The following is a 14,953-nucleotide window of genomic DNA, read 5'->3' on the forward strand; positions in this document are numbered from 1 at the left end:
CTGGTCTCCTGCGGCCAGGTGTGTGGCCTGGCCATGCACCGACACTTGATTGGCTCGTTCAGGAACTATAGACAGCTATAAGCAATCTTGCAAAATGTCACATGACCAAAAAAAACGATGCCGCAGCATCGTTTTGGTCCGGCTCAGTCTGTATTCAGGCCGGCTGGGTTGGTGTCTTGCTATCCAACGCCGTCATCTGATTGTTTTCGTCCACAAACACCAGCTTGGGCTGGTGATTGGCCAGTTCGGCATCCTCGTACTGGGCAAAGGAAGCGATGATCAGCAAATCGCCCGGCGCAGCACGGCGCGCGGCCGAGCCATTGACCGAGATCACGCCGGAGCCGCGTTCGGCCTTGATGGCATAGGTGGCAAAACGCTCGCCGTTATTGACGTTCCAGATCTGGACTTCCTCGTACTCGCGGATATCGGCGGCTTCCAGCAGGTTTTCGTCGATGGCGCAGGAGCCGATGTAATGCAGTTCTGCATGCGTGGTGGTGACGCGGTGCAGCTTGGACTTGAGCATGATACGTTGCATGGTTCTGGTCTTTCCTTGCCCGGCTTAGCGGGACACTTCCACATTATCGATCAGACGGGTACGTCCCAGACGGGCTGCTGCCAGCACCACCAGGCGCTTCTCGCCGGCATGGGCCACTTCCAAGGTATCGGCATGGCGTACCTCGACATAATCCACCGTCCAGCCTGCCTGTTGCAGATCAGCACTGGTTTTGGCTTCCAGCGCCGCATAGTCGCTGTCTCCAGCCTGCAACGCATCACGCATGGCCGACAGGTTGCGGTACAGGCGCGGCGCTTCGGCACGTTCCTCCGCCGTCAGGTAGCCATTGCGTGAGGACAACGCCAGGCCGTCTTCGGCGCGACCAGTATCCACCGGGATAACAGCCACCGGGATGTTCAGATCGTCGACCATCGCCTTGATGACATGCAGTTGCTGGAAGTCCTTCTTGCCGAAACAGGCCACATCAGGCTGCACGATATTGAACAGTTTGCTCACCACCGTAGCCACGCCACGGAAATGGCCGGGACGGAAGGCACCGCACAGCTCGTTCTGGATGTGCGGCGGTTCTACGTTGAAATCCTGCTTCACACGCGGGTACAACTCCTGCTCAGTGGGGAAGAACAGTGCATCCACACCTGCGGCTTCCAGCTTGGCGCAGTCGGAGTCGAAAGTACGCGGATAGGCATCAAAATCCTCGCCCTGACCAAACTGCAGGCGATTGACAAAAATGCTGACCACCACCTTGTCGGCATGTTCATGCGCGGCGGCAACCAGCGCGAGGTGTCCCTCGTGCAGATTACCCATGGTGGGAACAAAGGCCAGCTTACCGGCCTGGCGACGCCATGCACGCATGGCTGCCACGCTGCGGATGATTTCCATTTCCTTACCCTTTTGGCTTAGAAGGTATGTTCGGCAGCCGGGAACGTCCCTGCCTTGACTGCCTTGACGTAGGCTTCGACCGCACCCTGGATGCTGCCGGCCTCATTCATGAAATTCTTGACGAAACGGGCTTTCTTGCCCGGATACACGCCGAGGATGTCGTGCAATACCAGTACCTGGCCGCTGACATCGGCACCGGCACCAATGCCGATGGTGGGCACGGCAACCGCCTCGGTCACGCGGGCGGCCAGTTCGGCGGGCACACATTCCATCAGCACCAGGCTGGCACCGGCATCAGCCAGCTTGCGGGCATCATCCAGCAGGCGCTCGGCATCGCTCTGGGTCTTGCCCTGCACACGATAACCGCCAAAGGTGTTGACGAACTGCGGGGTGAGGCCGATGTGGGAACAGACCGGAATGCCGCGTTCCACCAGGAAACGGGTGGTTTCTGCCATGAAACCGCCGCCTTCGAGCTTCACCATGTGGGCACCGGCCTGCATCAGGCGGGCGGCACTGGCAAAAGCCTGCTGTGGGCTTTCCTGGTAGCTGCCGAACGGCAGGTCGCTCAGTACCATGGCATCGCCAGCACCAGCGGCAACGCAACGGGTGTGGTAGACCATTTCGTCCATGGTCACCGGTAGGGTGGAATCACGATTCTGGATCACCATGCCCAGAGAATCGCCCACCAGCAGAATCTCTACCCCGGCCTGATCAAGGAGGGTGGAAAAGCTTGCGTCATAGCTGGTGAGCATGACGATCTTCTGGCCTTCGGCGGCCATCTTCTGCAGGGTGTTGACGGTAATTTTCATACCTGTACTTCCTCGGTGTGGTCGGGAAATGCAAGGCGTCACTTGTATTCAGACGCTCTTGTTGAAGTAGCTGCGCTGTCCGCGCATCTCGCTGATGCAGCGCAACAATAGCTCGAAATCCTCGTTACCATCAACCAACTCCAGATGGTCGGTATTGACGATCAGCAAGGGCGCTGCTTCGTACTGATGGAAAAATTCGCTGTACGCGGCATGCACGCGCTTGAGGTAGCCTGCGGGGAAATCCTGCTCCAGCTGGCTGGCACGGGCGGCACTGCGCTCCAGCAACACCTGCTCCGAGGCTTGCAGGTAAATCACCAGATCCGGCACCGGATACTGTGGCAGCAGTTGCTGGGCAATACGCTGGTACAGCGCCAGCTCCTGCTCGTCCAGATTCACCCGGGCAAACAGCGCATCCTTTTCAAACAGGAAGTCCGACACCACCGGGCTGGCCAGGGTATCGCCCAGCAGCATGCCACGTGCCATGTCGGCACGCTGCATCAGAAAGGATAGTTGGGTGGCCAGACCGTGGGAAGCGACATTGCGATAGAAACGGGGCAGAAAGGGATTGGACGCCGGATCCTCTGCCAGCAACTGCACGCCCCAGTAGCTGGCCAGGCGGCGTGCCAGTGCCGATTTACCCGAGCCAATCGGGCCTTCTACCACCACATAACGCAAATGGCTGTGACTCATGTTTTGCTCCTTGAGCTGACTGGCTACACCAGCTTGTGCACGCCGCTGCAGTCGAGCTTGGCGGTAATGGCAGCAGCCGGGCCATGTGCCCCTACCTGCTGCTCAGGGGCGATTTCTGCTAACGGTACCATGACAAAGGCGCGCAGGTGCATGCGCGGATGCGGCAGCAACAGGCGCGGATCGTCCAGCACGGTATCCTGATATAGCAGGACATCCAGGTCGAGAACCCGTGGTGCGTTGCGGAAACTGCGCTCGCGGCCAAAGCCGGCTTCAATCTGCATCAGGGCATCCAGCAGTTGATGTGGCGTCAGTTCCGTGTCCAGCAGCGCCACGGCATTGATGAAATCAGGCTGGTCCAGATATCCCACCGGCGTGGTGAGATAAAGTGAAGAATGCGCAAGCACGGTAGTGCCAGCCAGATTGGCAAGGGCCGCAAGTGCGGCCCTGATCTGCTCCGCTGGCTGCTCCAGATTGCTACCCAGAGCGACGTAGGCCAGACTCACTCAGCCTCTCCTCCCGGACCGGAATTTTCAGTGCGGCGGCGGTTGCTGGTGCGACGACGGCGGCGTTTTTTCGCCGGCTCTTCGCTGCCGCTGTTTTTTGCCTCGTTGATCAGCGTCTCGCGCTCGGCCTGATCGCCGCGCTGGAAGGCTTCCCACCATTCCACCAGACTGGCTGGCAGCTCGCCTGCCTCGGCGCGCAAGGACATGAAATCGAAGGCGGCACGGAAGCGCGGCTGTTCCAGGAAGCGGTAGGGACGCGCACCGCTGCGACTGTCGAAACGGCCCTGCAGTGTCCAGATTTCACGCATGGTCACGCTAAAACGGCGCGGAATGGCAAAATCGTTATCCTGCTCGTTTTCCACGTCCGCAATGGCCATTTGCAAGGCCTGCAGGGACTTTTCGCCGGCAGCGATATGCTGCTGCCAATGCTGGTTTACCTGTTGCCACAGCAAGGTCGCCAGCAGGAAACCGACAGACACCGGCTTGTCGCCCCGGATACGGGCATCGGTACTTTGCAGGCCCAGCTGCAGGAACAAATCGTCGCCATCTTCACCCATCACCGCGTCCAGCAGCGGGAACACCCCGCGCGACAGACCTTCTTCGCGCAGCTTTTTCAGGCAGGCATAGGCATGGCCGGACATCAGCAGCTTGAGCATTTCGTCAAACAGCCGGGCCGGCGGTTCCTTTTTCAGCAGATGGGCATGGGCATGAATCGGCTTGCGGGTGTCTTCGTCAATCTCGAAACCCAGCTTGGCCGCCAGACGCACCGCACGCAGCATACGTACCGGGTCTTCCTGATAACGCCGTGCTGGCTGGCCAATCATTACCAGCTTTTTAGCCTTCAGGTCCTTCACGCCGTGGTGATAGTCGATGATGGACTCATCCGACGGATCGAAGAACAGCGCGTTGACGGTGAAGTCACGTCGATGGGCGTCTTCTTCCTGACTACCAAAGGTGTTGTCGGCCATGATGCGGCCAGATTCGTTCTGGTCGTCAATGCCGCCACCGCGGAAGGTGGTGACCTCGATGGTTTCCGGCCCCACCATCACGTGTACGATGCGGAAGCGTCGGCCAATGATGCGCGAGCGGCGGAACAGATGATGCACTTGTTCCGGCGTGGCATTGGTGGCAACGTCAAAATCTTTGGGTGCAACATCCAGCAACAGGTCACGCACAGCCCCCCCTACCACGAAGGCAGAGAAACCGGCTTCCTGTAAACGGGAAGTCACCTTGAGCGCAGCAGTGCTGAGCTGATCGCGGCGAACGCCATGCTGGGACAGCGGAATCACGCGTGGTTTGCTACGGCGTTTGCCCATGCCAGACGGCAGCTCCAGTACTTTACGGATAAGCTTGCGGATCATTTAGAGGAATAAGGACGTGGAATGAAGGGATTCGCAAGAAAGGAATTCAAGCGGCAGATTATAGCCTGAATCTTCTGACAAGATATACCGCTCTGGCCCAATTTATCCTGACAGGCAATAGGCCGCATGCCGGGTGATGATTGCCCGCCGTCGGCAGCGGGCCTAGAATCGCACACCATCTGCCGCATTTTCCGTGTAAAGACTGCCCGTGATTCCCTTACTCGCCCTGGATATCCAGACTCTGCCCGATGTCAATGGCATCCGCACCCTCTACCAGCTGGATGCCGACATCAGCGATGCAGACGTTGTTTACTTTGCCCTGCAACGCAGCCGGGCCAGCCGGGCGGATGAATTCCTGCCCTACCACCTGCATCGTGTCGTCGGCATCCATGCCGTACTGCACATCCGCCAGGAGGTGGAACTGCATTGCTCGGAAGCCGGGCAGGATGAAGCATCCATGTTGCAGACACTGTCCGCCCTGCTCAATGAGCACACACCACAGATTGTCAGCTGGCATGGTTCCCAGTTGATGCTGCCGGTTTTGCGCCATCGCGCCATGCTGCATGGTATTGCCTTTCCCGGTGGGGCCAACGGCCTGTTCGGCCAAACGCTGGAACTGAGCCGCCTGCTTTGCCAGAACGCCCAGCCCGGCTGTGTACCGCAGCAGGAAATGGCGGGGCTGTGCGGCCTGCCGCGCATTCCCGAGCATGATGCCCCGCAATCCTGGGCGACGGCGGCAACCGGCAAGCTGCACACCCTGCTGGCTTGTAGCGCCCAACGCGCAGCCTGCCACTACCTGATGTGGCTGCGGCTGGCGGTACTGCAAGGTCAGATTTCCGCCCTAACCCGCAGCCAGCATGAACAAAAGCTGGCACTGTTGCTGAATCAGGCTGGCGGACACTGGCAGGATTTTCTGCAACAGTGGCCTGCACACAACAGGGGTTGACAGGCTATGTGGTCAGGAATAATCTTTTCCCATGCGCCGATTTGATACAGCTTGCTGGGCGCACTATAAATGCCAGCTAAAGCGTGAGTCGGAAAACCCGCTGCGCTCTCTGGCCCGGCGGGTTTTTCTTTTTCCGTCTTATAGTGCGCGCACTGTGCGACATCGGGCATGTTGAAGGTAGTACCGTTTTACCGTTCCAGAACGTATCCGGAACACCGGCGCCGAGTTAATCGACAACTTGCAGGGCGCCCAAAAATCCTGCTAAAGCGTCGCCTGACGGTAAGGTCGGGCACGCAACAGCGCCACCCATACCCGATGGAGTTTCACCATGTACGATTGCCTGCAAGACAGCTGTAGCGACTTTTCCTTTGCCGTATACGATGCCGTGGGAAGAAAACGCCCCCTTCAAGGCAGCCTGACTGCCACCTTGCTGTCTGCCGACAGCAGCCTGCCCCTGCAAAACCTGATCAACTACGCTGACCAGCTGGGCTACAGCAGCCAGCTGGACGAGAGCGGCTTGCTGACCATTCATGATGTCGGCCTGCTGGATGCGCTGAACATCAACAGCCGCTTTGGCCAGCATCTGATCATCAGCTGTGATTTGCGCCGCGAAACACCAGTGCGTTTCTGAGCACAGCGGCAGCATGTTCCCGCCCTCTGGCAACAGAGACTGAAGTGCACCAGTGGCAGGCTGACGTCGCCATTGCACAAGACAGGCCGGGCAGCCGCTCCTTATAATGGAGCGCTTGCCCACCTTGTCGAATTGATCCGCCTCCATGTTGCAGGAACTCAAAAGCGCTGCGCCCGGTGCCATTTCCGGTGAAGCCAGACAGATCGTCCGCCTTGCCTTGCCGATGATGATTGCCCAGGTGGCCCAGGTGGCCACCGGCTTTGTCGATACCGTCATGGCCGGCCGGGTCAGCACCGACGATCTGGCAGCAGTCTCGCTGGGTGCCAGCATTTTCATCACCGTCTATGTGACCTTGATGGGCGTGGTGACGTCGCTCAATCCGGTATTGAGCCATCAGCTGGGCGCTGGAGAGAAAGAACAGATTGGCGAAACCGGCCGCCAGGGTATGTGGTTCGGCCTGTTTGTCGGCCTGCTTGGTGCCGCCGCCATGCTGCTGGCCGAACACCCCTTGCGCCTGTGGCTGCAACTGCCGAGCGACGTGGAAGACAAGGTGATGCTGTTCATCACCGGCACTGCCGTGGGCATGCCTGCCGCCATGGTGCACCGTGCCCTGCATGCCTATGCCTCCAGCCTGAACCGGCCCAAGGTGATCATGGTGGTCAGCCTGATTGCGCTGGCGCTCAACATTCCGCTTAATTACGCGCTGATTCACGGCCTGTACGGCCTGCCCAGGCTGGGTGGTGCCGGTTGCGGCTGGGCCACCGGCATCGTGTTCTGGTTCAACTGTCTGACCTTGCTGGCTTATATCTGCTGGCATCGCCATTTCCGCCCCTATGGCCTGACGCGGCGGATGAGCTGGCCCGACTGGAAGCGCTACGGGGCCTTCCTCAAGCTGGGCCTGCCTATCGGCCTGTCCTTCTTTGTCGAAGTCAGCCTGTTTTCCTTTATTGCCCTGTTGATTGCCAAGCTGGGCATGACGGTGGTGGCCAGCCACCAATCGGTGCTCAATTTTTCCAGCATCATCTACATGCTGCCGCAAAGCATTTCCACGGCCCTTACCGTAAGAGTCGGGCAGCGCGCCGGTGGCGGTGATTATCACCAGGCCCGCTTTGTCGCCGGGGTCGGCCTGCTGGTGGGGCTGGCCACCGCACTGTGCACCATGCTGCTGGTGCTGTGGCTGCGCAGCGATATCATGGCCATCTATTCACCGGATCCACAAGTCATTGCCATGGGCTCCAGTCTGCTGCTGTTTGCTGCCGTATTCCAGCTGACCGATGCCGCCCAGACCATTGCCTCCGGCGCACTGCGCGGCTACAAGCTGACCACCATTCCCATGGTGATCCACATTACCGCCTTCTGGGGCATAGGGCTGGGGCTTGGCATCACGCTGGGCCTCACCGACTGGCTGGTCTCCCCCATGGGCATTTACGGTTTCTGGCTGGCACTGGTCATCAGTCTGAGCATTGCCGCCCTGATGCTGGTGAGCTATCTGGCGCGGGAAAGCCGCCTGCGCCTGCGCCACCATACCCTGCAAGAAAGCTGATGATGACGCTGTGCATTCAATCGCAAGTTTCGCTCAAACCCCATAACACCTTTGGCATGGATGTCAGCGCCGCCCATTTCTGCCAACTGGACGACCTGGCCCGGCTGCCTTCCCTGCTGGCCGACAAACACTACCAGCAAGGTCCGGTACTTTGGCTGGGTGGCGGCAGCAATCTTTTGCTGACGCAAGACTACCCCGGCCTGGTGGTCAAACTGGCCCTGCGTGGCATCCATCTGCTGGAAGACCATGGCGACAGCCTGCTGGTGGAAGCTGCCGCCGGGGAAAACTGGCATGACTTTGTGCGCTATTGCCTGCAACAAGGCTGGTACGGGCTGGAAAACCTCAGCCTGATTCCCGGCACGGTAGGTGCCTGTCCGGTGCAGAATATCGGTGCCTACGGTGTGGAAGTGAAGGACCGCATTGCCCAGGTGGTGTGTGCCGATCTGCAAGCCAATGGCACGCCTGTGGTACTGGAGAATACCGACTGCCGCTTTGCCTATCGCGACAGCGTTTTCAAACACGAAGCCGCCGGTCGCCTGCTGGTGACAGCCGTGCGCTTCAGCCTGTCACGCCAGCCGCAACTGAAGACGGCTTATGGCGACATCCAGCAGGAGCTGGACAAACGTGGCATCAGCCAAGCCACGCCACTGGATGTCAGCGACGTGGTGATGGCCATCCGGGCCAGCAAGCTGCCCAACCCGGCCGAGCTGGGCAATGCTGGCAGCTTCTTCAAGAATCCGGTAATCGGCCAGGCACAGGCCGACGAACTGTTGCAGCGCTTTCCAGCCCTGCCGCACTACCCGGCCGGGCCCGGCAAGGTGAAACTGGCAGCAGGCTGGCTGATTGATCAGGCTGGCCTGAAAGGCTACCGCCAGGGTGATGCCGCCGTGCATGAGCGCCAGGCGCTGGTGCTGGTGAATCACGGTGCCGCCAGCGGCAGCCAGATGTGGGCACTGGCACGCCATGTGCAGGACACGGTGCGCCAGCGTTACGGTGTGGAACTGGAAGCCGAACCGCTGGTCCTGTAATACCAGCCTGACACAGGAAACAAACATGCAAACGACACGACACAGCAAACGACCGGTGCTGGTTTTCGATCTGGGTGGCGTACTGCTGGACTGGAACGGCATCGATCCCCTGATGGCCGTGTCGCAAGGACGTCTGGAGCGTGAACAAGCCAGGCAATTCTGGATGCATACGCCGGAGGTGGCACTGCTGGATACCGGCCGGGTGGCACCGGAAGAGTTCGCCCGGCTGATGGATGAACGGCTGCAACTGGGACTGGGCACTGCGGCCATGCAGCAAGCACTGGACGACTGGCTGCAAGGCCCCTACCCCGGCGTGCGAGAGCTGCTGCAGCAACTGGGAGCACACTACCGGCTGGCTGTACTCAGCAATAACAATGCGCTGCACTGGGGCAAGATCGAGCGCCAGTTCGACATCCTGCCATTGTTCGAAACCTGCTTTGCCTCACACCACATGGGCTTGCGCAAACCGGACCTGGCGGTTTACCGCCATGTGCAGCAAGCCTTGCAGGTAGATGCTGCCGACATCATCTTTTTTGATGACAACATCGAATGTGTGCACAGTGCCACGCAAGCAGGCTGGCAGGCCTGCCACACCGTCGGCTTTGACGCGGTGCGACAGGCGGTGCAGGCTCACGGCCTGCTGGACTGAAACATTCAGAACAGCCCGGCGGCACTGACAAACAGCACCACCACTACAGCATAACCACCCATCCAGCACAGTGAGCGCAGCGTGGCCTTGTCGCTGATGTAACACAGGCCATGGCCCAGGCGCAGCAACACATACACCACCGCCAGCACGTCCAGCCGGGCCGCTGGCACCTTCATCATCCAGGCCAGCAACATGGCTGCGGCATAGCTGGGAAAGGCTTCCCAGGCATTTTGTTGCGCCCAGTTGGCGCGCTGGCGCCAACCGGTAGCCCCCGCCAGCACCACACGCGGCTGATGGTTGTCATACGGTGCACCAGCCTTGGCCAGCGCCGTCCACAGCAAAGGCAAAAAAGAAGCCAGCAAGATACTCCACAGTGCAAACGGCATGAGAACTCCTTGGCAAAGGGAAAAACCGGCAAGTCTGAACCCATCAGAAACGCGGGCCCGACCCCAGGTAAGCCTGGTCATCAAACGTACTGACCCATTGCGGCCGGTACACCACCAGAATGGCGATGGTCAGCCCACTGGTAAACGCTTCCGACCACGACAACAGGAAATAAAACGGTAAGGCCTCGTCCAGCAGGTAATCCCAGCCATAGGCTGCGTTCATGCCCAGCGCCAGCATGCCGGCAGCACCGCTCAGAAACAGGCTGAGCCCTCCTGCAATGAAGGCATTGATAAAAACATAGACAAACAGCTGGGTAGGCAGGCGACGACGGGCCAGTTGCAGCAAACCGGCACTCAAGGCTACCGGAAGTGCGGCACCACACAGCCAGTTGAGTCCGACGGATAGCAAGTCGCCATGCCCACCAGCCACCAGGGCCAACAACACCACGGCCATCGCCAGCATGGCCAGCCAGGGCCCCATCAGCAAGGTCAGAATGGTAGCACCCAGCATGTGAAAAGACAGCCCAGGCCTGAGTCCACCCTTAAGCAGCCACAAGCCCAGCAACAAGACGCAAGCCCCCATCCACGCATTGCAGGTGGCAGCATTCAGTGTGCGCCAAGCCACCCGGGATGCGGCAAAACCCAGCAGCAGGCCGGACAGCACCATGGTCACAATCAGCAGCCACGGTGGAAACAACACAGCAGGCAAATCCATGAATGCTCCAGCCCGACACGGTGTTGCGCATGATACCACTACGACGATAAGCCCCACAGCATAAGCACGGCTGGGTACAATAGCGCTTTTGCCGCCAGGGTTCCGACATGAGCAAGCAGCCAGCCAACCATCTTATTGCCCAACAGGTCAGCATTGCGCTGGCTGAGGATATTGGTCAGGCCGACTGGACCGCCCAGTTGATTGACCAGGCGGAAGAATGCAGTGCCACCGTGCTGCTGCGCGAGGATGCCGTGCTGTGCGGCAAGGCCTGGTTTGAGGAATGCTTCCGCCAGGTAGATGAGCGCTGCAGTGTGCTGTGGCAGGTGCGCGAAGGCCGCAAGATTGCCGCCGGCACCGTGCTGTGCGAAATCACCGGCCCGGCACGCGCCTTGCTGACAGCGGAACGCTCTGCGCTGAATTTCCTGCAGACCCTGTCTGCCGTGGCCACCCAGACCCGACACTATGTCGATGTGGTGGCCGGTACCCGTGCCCGTATTCTCGATACCCGCAAAACCCTGCCCGGTCTGCGCCTGGCACAGAAATACGCCGTCACCGTCGGCGGTGGCGACAACCAGCGCATCGGTTTGTATGACGGAATCCTGATAAAGGAAAACCACATCATGGCTGCCGGTGGTATCCGCCAGGCGCTGGAACAGGCATTCCGCATCATCCCACCCGGCGTGACGCTGCAGATTGAAGTGGAAAACCTGGATGAGCTTCAGCAGGCACTGGATGCCGGTGCCACACTCATTCTGCTGGACAATATGTCGCTGGACGACATGCGCCAGGCAGTGGAACGCAGCGCCGGCAAGGCCTTGCTGGAAGCCTCCGGCGGCGTGGACATGGCAACCGTGCGCGCCATTGCCGAAACCGGTGTCGACCGCATTTCCATCGGCAAACTCACCAAGGACATCCAGGCCATCGACCTGTCCATGCGCTTTCAGCACTGAGCCACCAGCAAGGACAATGCCGCCACGGGCAAGGCGCATTGTCCTTTTGTCATTTTACAAGGTATACCGATAAGGCAGAGGCCACAGCAACAGGCCATCGATTGAGCAATGGGGGAACAGCATATCTTGCGCAGGCAATTCAAGGACAAGGGCAAGCTTGCCAAATGGCTGGCGGCCATCTTTCTGGTCAGCACGCTGCTGATGGTCGTACTCGACCTTGCCGGCACGCGCCAGCAAGGCGAAAGCGAGGCACGCAATCAGGCCGCCGGCTTGTCCGAACTGCTGGAAGAACGCCTGTCCTCGGGCCTGCGCGAAACCAGCCTGATCCTGAAAAGCGCCAGCGACAGCAATCTGGTACAACTGCTGCTCAACAAGCACCTGCTGAATGCCGAGCAACAGCAACGCATTGATCTGCTGATGCACGGCAAGCTGCGCCAAATGCCCTACCTCAAGCAGATCGACATCCTGGATAGCTCCTGCTACGTGCTGTATTCCAGCCAGAACCACAGCCCGTCTTCCCAGCTTAAGGCCGATTACTGCCGCTGGTACCACCGCAATGGCAGCCAGGACAGCAGTTTCACCTCCACCCGGCAGGAGCAGGCCCAGGGTGGCATCGTACTGGTACAAAAACTGCTGAATCAGGATGACGAAACCATCGGCATGGTCGTGGGCGTGCTGGACAAGCGCTTTTTCCAGGCCGAAGTTGCCAAGCTGCCGGTAGGGCGCTTCGGCGAAATCCTGGTGCTGGACCAGCGCCAGATTCTGCAGGCCAGCTGGCCTGCCCAGACCAGCGATCCGGATCAGCCACTCAACGAGCTGCAAAGTACAGAAGTACTGGAACGCCACGACAACTATCTGCAGTTTCGCGCCAATTCGATTCTGGACCAGGAGCCAAGGCTTTACAGCTCGCGCATGATGAGCGGCTTCCCTTTCCGCGTGGTGGTGGGCATTGCCGAACGCGACTTTACCCGTGCCTATCATGACAAGGCCAGCATGGCCGTGCTGGCTTGGCTGTTTACCGCCGCACTCACGCTGATTACCCTGCGCAGCCACCTGGGCAATATCCGGCAGAACCGTCTGCTATCGGCCAGCGCCGCACGTATCCGCGAAAGTGAAGAGCTGGCCAGGCTTACCCTGGACACCGCCCCGGTAGCCCTGATTCTGGTTGCCACCGAAACCATGCGCATACTGCGTGCCAACGCACCGGCCCGTGAAATGCTGCAAATACCCTCTGCCCCGCAGCGCAGTGATGGCCAGCCAGCCATTCTGGACCTGCCGCTGCACTTGAACCCGGTTGGCGACTGGCTGCGTGCCGGTGAGGCAGTATCCAATCGCGAAACCGAACTGCAACGAGAAGACCAGAGCACCTTGTGGGCGATTGTGTCGGTTGAACTGATGCCGCATCAGCAGATACCCGCCGCACTGATTGCCCTGTATGACATTTCAGAACGCAAGTCGCTGGAAAACGAGCTGGAAGAGAAAAACCGTCTGCTCAACGAAATGGCCATTACCGATCCGCTAACGCGGCTATGCAATCGCCGTCACGCCGATCAGGTGCTGAAAGAAGAGCTACAACGTTGTGAACGCTACAGCCAGCCGATGTCGGTGGCCGTGTTTGATATCGACCACTTCAAGCAGTTCAATGACAGTTTTGGCCACCAGGCCGGGGACAATGTCCTGCTGGCCGTCGCCAATGCACTGATAGACTGCACGCGCAGCATGGACGTGTGTGCGCGCATCGGCGGCGAAGAATTCCTGGTGATTTTCCCCAGCACCCGCCTGCGGGATGCGGAAAAAGTAATGGCCCGGGTACAGCAGGTATTGGGCGGCACCATCTTCCCCTTTACCGATGACAAGGTTACCTTCAGCGGCGGCATCACCGACTGGCGACCGGGGGACAGCCCGTCAGGCATGCTAAACCGTGCCGACAAGCTGCTGTATCAAGCCAAGATGGCTGGTCGCGACCTGATGCTCAGCGACGGCAACAGCGAGTAAAGCAGGTCGGAATCACCTGGCAGACAGCGCCTGAGCCAGCAGCCGCAGCATGGCAGCCGTTGCGCCCCAAATGGTGTAGTGCTGCCATTGCATGGCCAGATACTGGCCGCTGACCCCATCACGCACGTAGCTGTGCTTCTGGTATTGGCTGCCATCCAGAGCCAGAGACAGCGGAACCTCGAATACCTCGGCCACTTCGCCAGGCTCCGGTCGCAGCAGCAAGGGTGGCTGCAACATGGCCACCACCGGTGTAACCACAAAATCGGTAATGGTGACATATTCCGGCAGCGTACCCAGTACCACCACCTGCTCGGCCGACAACCCGATTTCCTCCTGCGCTTCGCGCAAGGCAGCCGCAATCACCGAACTGTCCTCGGCATCCACTTTGCCACCGGGAAAGCTCACCTGCCCGGCATGGGTAGACAGTGACTCGGTGCGTCGTGTCAGCAACACCGTCGGCCCGCTGTCGTGCCATACCAAAGGCACCAGCACTGCAGCCGGACGCTGCTTTGCACCGGCCACCCGCCAGGGAATATCCCCGGCGCGACCATCAAAAGCAAACCCTGCCAGACGCTGGCGTATCCAGGCCTGGGCCTCCACCATTTCAGCCGGCCACATGGCTGTCATCCTTGTTTTGATTGTGGGCCAATCTTGGGTAAGGCCAATTCGTTCCAGTGCGCAAACAGCCGCACGGCCAGCCCAAGCACAAACAGCAGCTGCAACAGCCAGCTCGTAATCCAGGTCAGCTGGTCCAGCACAAACAGGCCGCCAGCTACCAGTATGGACACGGTGCCGTAAAAATCCTTGTGCAGGATGAAGGGAATGTCATTTACCATCATGTCGCGTACCACACCGCCACCCACCGCAGTAATGAAGCCCAGCAACACCACGCCGAAGGCATTCAGGTCATACATCAGGCCAACCTGGGCTCCGGTAATGCTGAATGCCACCAGTCCCAGCGAATCTGCAATGATGAACAGGCGCTCCAGCGTACGGCTCTGACGGCGGTGCAGCCGCAGCAATGCCGACAGCAGCAGCGTGGCCGCAATAATGGCCAGACTGGTGTAATTGAAAAATACCAGCGGCACCCGCGCCACCAGCACATCACGCAAAATACCGCCACCAATGGCGGTAAGCAGCGCCACCACCACGATGCCCAGCAAGTCCAGCTGCTTGCGTACACCGATCAGATAACCGGAAAAGGCAAAGGCAACGGTGCCGATGGCGGAAAAGACTTCCATCTGGAAGAAACGACTGCTGAATTCCATCTTGCGGGTAATACCAAGAAAAACGCCAGACCTGCTCAGGTCCGGCGTCGGGTTCATCCATTACATCCCGGAAGCGGGATCATGTC

17 protein-coding genes are annotated in these 14,953 nt (G+C 59.6%); 7 read left to right on the forward strand and 10 right to left on the reverse strand.

What is annotated here, in order from left to right; all coding sequences use genetic code 11:
• Nucleotides 1-154: 154 nt before the first annotated feature.
• The 6 genes from panD to pcnB are packed head-to-tail and all read right to left on the reverse strand — an operon-like array spanning nucleotide 155 to nucleotide 4,756.
• Nucleotides 155-535 carry an aspartate 1-decarboxylase gene (panD, locus tag GSR16_RS14530; RefSeq protein WP_159878597.1) on the reverse strand — a complete coding sequence of 127 codons (381 nt, stop codon included), beginning with the start codon at nucleotides 533-535 and terminating at the stop codon, nucleotides 155-157.
• 24 nt (nucleotides 536-559) lie between these two features.
• A complete protein-coding gene (gene panC, locus GSR16_RS14535; RefSeq protein ID WP_159878599.1) occupies nucleotides 560-1,393 on the reverse strand; it encodes a pantoate--beta-alanine ligase in 834 nt (277 codons plus the stop codon).
• Between the two features lie 17 nt (nucleotides 1,394-1,410).
• Entirely contained in the window at nucleotides 1,411-2,202 is a 792-nt protein-coding gene (panB, locus tag GSR16_RS14540) for a 3-methyl-2-oxobutanoate hydroxymethyltransferase (RefSeq protein ID WP_159878601.1), read from the reverse strand.
• A 48-nt stretch (nucleotides 2,203-2,250) separates the two neighbouring features.
• Nucleotides 2,251-2,892 (reverse strand): deoxynucleoside kinase, encoded by a 642-nt coding sequence (locus tag GSR16_RS14545; protein WP_159878603.1) that lies wholly within the window; start codon nucleotides 2,890-2,892, stop codon nucleotides 2,251-2,253.
• Between the two features lie 23 nt (nucleotides 2,893-2,915).
• A complete protein-coding gene (gene folK, locus GSR16_RS14550; protein WP_159878605.1) occupies nucleotides 2,916-3,395 on the reverse strand; it encodes a 2-amino-4-hydroxy-6-hydroxymethyldihydropteridine diphosphokinase in 480 nt (159 codons plus the stop codon).
• Nucleotides 3,392-4,756, reverse strand: a complete 1,365-nt coding sequence (pcnB, locus tag GSR16_RS14555; protein WP_159878606.1) for a polynucleotide adenylyltransferase PcnB — start codon at nucleotides 4,754-4,756, stop codon at nucleotides 3,392-3,394. The genes folK and pcnB overlap by 4 nt, the downstream gene beginning before the upstream one ends.
• 208 nt (nucleotides 4,757-4,964) lie before the next feature.
• Here pcnB and GSR16_RS14560 point away from each other — a divergent pair, with 208 nt between their 5' ends.
• From GSR16_RS14560 to GSR16_RS14580, 5 genes are all read left to right on the forward strand, one after another.
• Nucleotides 4,965-5,702 (forward strand): hypothetical protein, encoded by a 738-nt coding sequence (locus tag GSR16_RS14560; protein WP_159878608.1) that lies wholly within the window; start codon nucleotides 4,965-4,967, stop codon nucleotides 5,700-5,702.
• Between the two features lie 328 nt (nucleotides 5,703-6,030).
• Nucleotides 6,031-6,333 (forward strand): hypothetical protein, encoded by a 303-nt coding sequence (locus GSR16_RS14565; RefSeq protein ID WP_159878610.1) that lies wholly within the window; start codon nucleotides 6,031-6,033, stop codon nucleotides 6,331-6,333.
• A 145-nt stretch (nucleotides 6,334-6,478) separates the two neighbouring features.
• Entirely contained in the window at nucleotides 6,479-7,876 is a 1,398-nt protein-coding gene (locus GSR16_RS14570; protein ID WP_159878612.1) for an MATE family efflux transporter, read from the forward strand.
• Nucleotides 7,877-7,878: 2 nt separating this feature from the next.
• Nucleotides 7,879-8,904, forward strand: a complete 1,026-nt coding sequence (murB, locus tag GSR16_RS14575; RefSeq protein WP_159880860.1) for a UDP-N-acetylmuramate dehydrogenase — start codon at nucleotides 7,879-7,881, stop codon at nucleotides 8,902-8,904.
• A gap of 25 nt (nucleotides 8,905-8,929) precedes the next feature.
• Nucleotides 8,930-9,553 (forward strand): HAD family hydrolase, encoded by a 624-nt coding sequence (locus GSR16_RS14580; RefSeq protein ID WP_159878614.1) that lies wholly within the window; start codon nucleotides 8,930-8,932, stop codon nucleotides 9,551-9,553.
• A 5-nt stretch (nucleotides 9,554-9,558) separates the two neighbouring features.
• Here GSR16_RS14580 and GSR16_RS14585 read toward each other — a convergent pair whose 3' ends face one another.
• Nucleotides 9,559-9,939, reverse strand: coding sequence for an MAPEG family protein (locus tag GSR16_RS14585; protein ID WP_159878616.1), 381 nt, complete (start codon nucleotides 9,937-9,939; stop codon nucleotides 9,559-9,561).
• A gap of 43 nt (nucleotides 9,940-9,982) precedes the next feature.
• Entirely contained in the window at nucleotides 9,983-10,654 is a 672-nt protein-coding gene (locus GSR16_RS14590) for an energy-coupling factor ABC transporter permease (protein WP_159878618.1), read from the reverse strand.
• Between the two features lie 107 nt (nucleotides 10,655-10,761).
• On the opposite strand from GSR16_RS14590, the gene nadC reads away from it, so the two are divergent.
• Complete coding sequence (nadC, locus tag GSR16_RS14595; protein ID WP_159878620.1) at nucleotides 10,762-11,604, forward strand: carboxylating nicotinate-nucleotide diphosphorylase; 843 nt, start codon at nucleotides 10,762-10,764, stop codon at nucleotides 11,602-11,604.
• A 108-nt stretch (nucleotides 11,605-11,712) separates the two neighbouring features.
• Nucleotides 11,713-13,599, forward strand: a complete 1,887-nt coding sequence (locus GSR16_RS14600; protein WP_159878622.1) for a sensor domain-containing diguanylate cyclase — start codon at nucleotides 11,713-11,715, stop codon at nucleotides 13,597-13,599.
• A gap of 12 nt (nucleotides 13,600-13,611) precedes the next feature.
• On the opposite strand, the gene GSR16_RS14605 is transcribed toward GSR16_RS14600, so the two are convergent.
• Nucleotides 13,612-14,217: a CoA pyrophosphatase gene (locus GSR16_RS14605; protein WP_159878624.1), complete on the reverse strand. Its 606-nt coding sequence runs from the start codon at nucleotides 14,215-14,217 to the stop codon at nucleotides 13,612-13,614.
• Between the two features lie 5 nt (nucleotides 14,218-14,222).
• Nucleotides 14,223-14,867: a trimeric intracellular cation channel family protein gene (locus GSR16_RS14610; protein WP_159880861.1), complete on the reverse strand. Its 645-nt coding sequence runs from the start codon at nucleotides 14,865-14,867 to the stop codon at nucleotides 14,223-14,225.
• Nucleotides 14,868-14,953: the final 86 nt, after the last annotated feature.

The sequence above is a fragment of the Aquitalea denitrificans genome, from assembly GCF_009856625.1.
In the GTDB taxonomy this organism is placed as follows: domain Bacteria; phylum Pseudomonadota; class Gammaproteobacteria; order Burkholderiales; family Chromobacteriaceae; genus Aquitalea; species Aquitalea denitrificans.

Excerpts from the sequence above, each read along its gene's own strand:
- GSR16_RS14600 (WP_159878622.1), top strand. The coding sequence starts at position 11,713 with ATGGGGGAACAGCATATCTTGCGCAGGCAATTCAAGGACAAGGGCAAG.
- panB (WP_159878601.1), bottom strand. The coding sequence starts at position 2,202 with ATGAAAATTACCGTCAACACCCTGCAGAAGATGGCCGCCGAAGGCCAG.
- GSR16_RS14545 (WP_159878603.1), bottom strand. The coding sequence starts at position 2,892 with ATGAGTCACAGCCATTTGCGTTATGTGGTGGTAGAAGGCCCGATTGGC.
- nadC (WP_159878620.1), top strand. The coding sequence starts at position 10,762 with ATGAGCAAGCAGCCAGCCAACCATCTTATTGCCCAACAGGTCAGCATT.
- panD (WP_159878597.1), bottom strand. The coding sequence starts at position 535 with ATGCAACGTATCATGCTCAAGTCCAAGCTGCACCGCGTCACCACCACG.
- GSR16_RS14590 (WP_159878618.1), bottom strand. The coding sequence starts at position 10,654 with ATGGATTTGCCTGCTGTGTTGTTTCCACCGTGGCTGCTGATTGTGACC.
- GSR16_RS14605 (WP_159878624.1), bottom strand. The coding sequence starts at position 14,217 with ATGTGGCCGGCTGAAATGGTGGAGGCCCAGGCCTGGATACGCCAGCGT.
- GSR16_RS14580 (WP_159878614.1), top strand. The coding sequence starts at position 8,930 with ATGCAAACGACACGACACAGCAAACGACCGGTGCTGGTTTTCGATCTG.
- panC (WP_159878599.1), bottom strand. The coding sequence starts at position 1,393 with ATGGAAATCATCCGCAGCGTGGCAGCCATGCGTGCATGGCGTCGCCAG.
- GSR16_RS14565 (WP_159878610.1), top strand. The coding sequence starts at position 6,031 with ATGTACGATTGCCTGCAAGACAGCTGTAGCGACTTTTCCTTTGCCGTA.
- GSR16_RS14610 (WP_159880861.1), bottom strand. The coding sequence starts at position 14,867 with ATGGAATTCAGCAGTCGTTTCTTCCAGATGGAAGTCTTTTCCGCCATC.
- pcnB (WP_159878606.1), bottom strand. The coding sequence starts at position 4,756 with ATGATCCGCAAGCTTATCCGTAAAGTACTGGAGCTGCCGTCTGGCATG.
- GSR16_RS14585 (WP_159878616.1), bottom strand. The coding sequence starts at position 9,939 with ATGCCGTTTGCACTGTGGAGTATCTTGCTGGCTTCTTTTTTGCCTTTG.
- GSR16_RS14570 (WP_159878612.1), top strand. The coding sequence starts at position 6,479 with ATGTTGCAGGAACTCAAAAGCGCTGCGCCCGGTGCCATTTCCGGTGAA.
- murB (WP_159880860.1), top strand. The coding sequence starts at position 7,879 with ATGACGCTGTGCATTCAATCGCAAGTTTCGCTCAAACCCCATAACACC.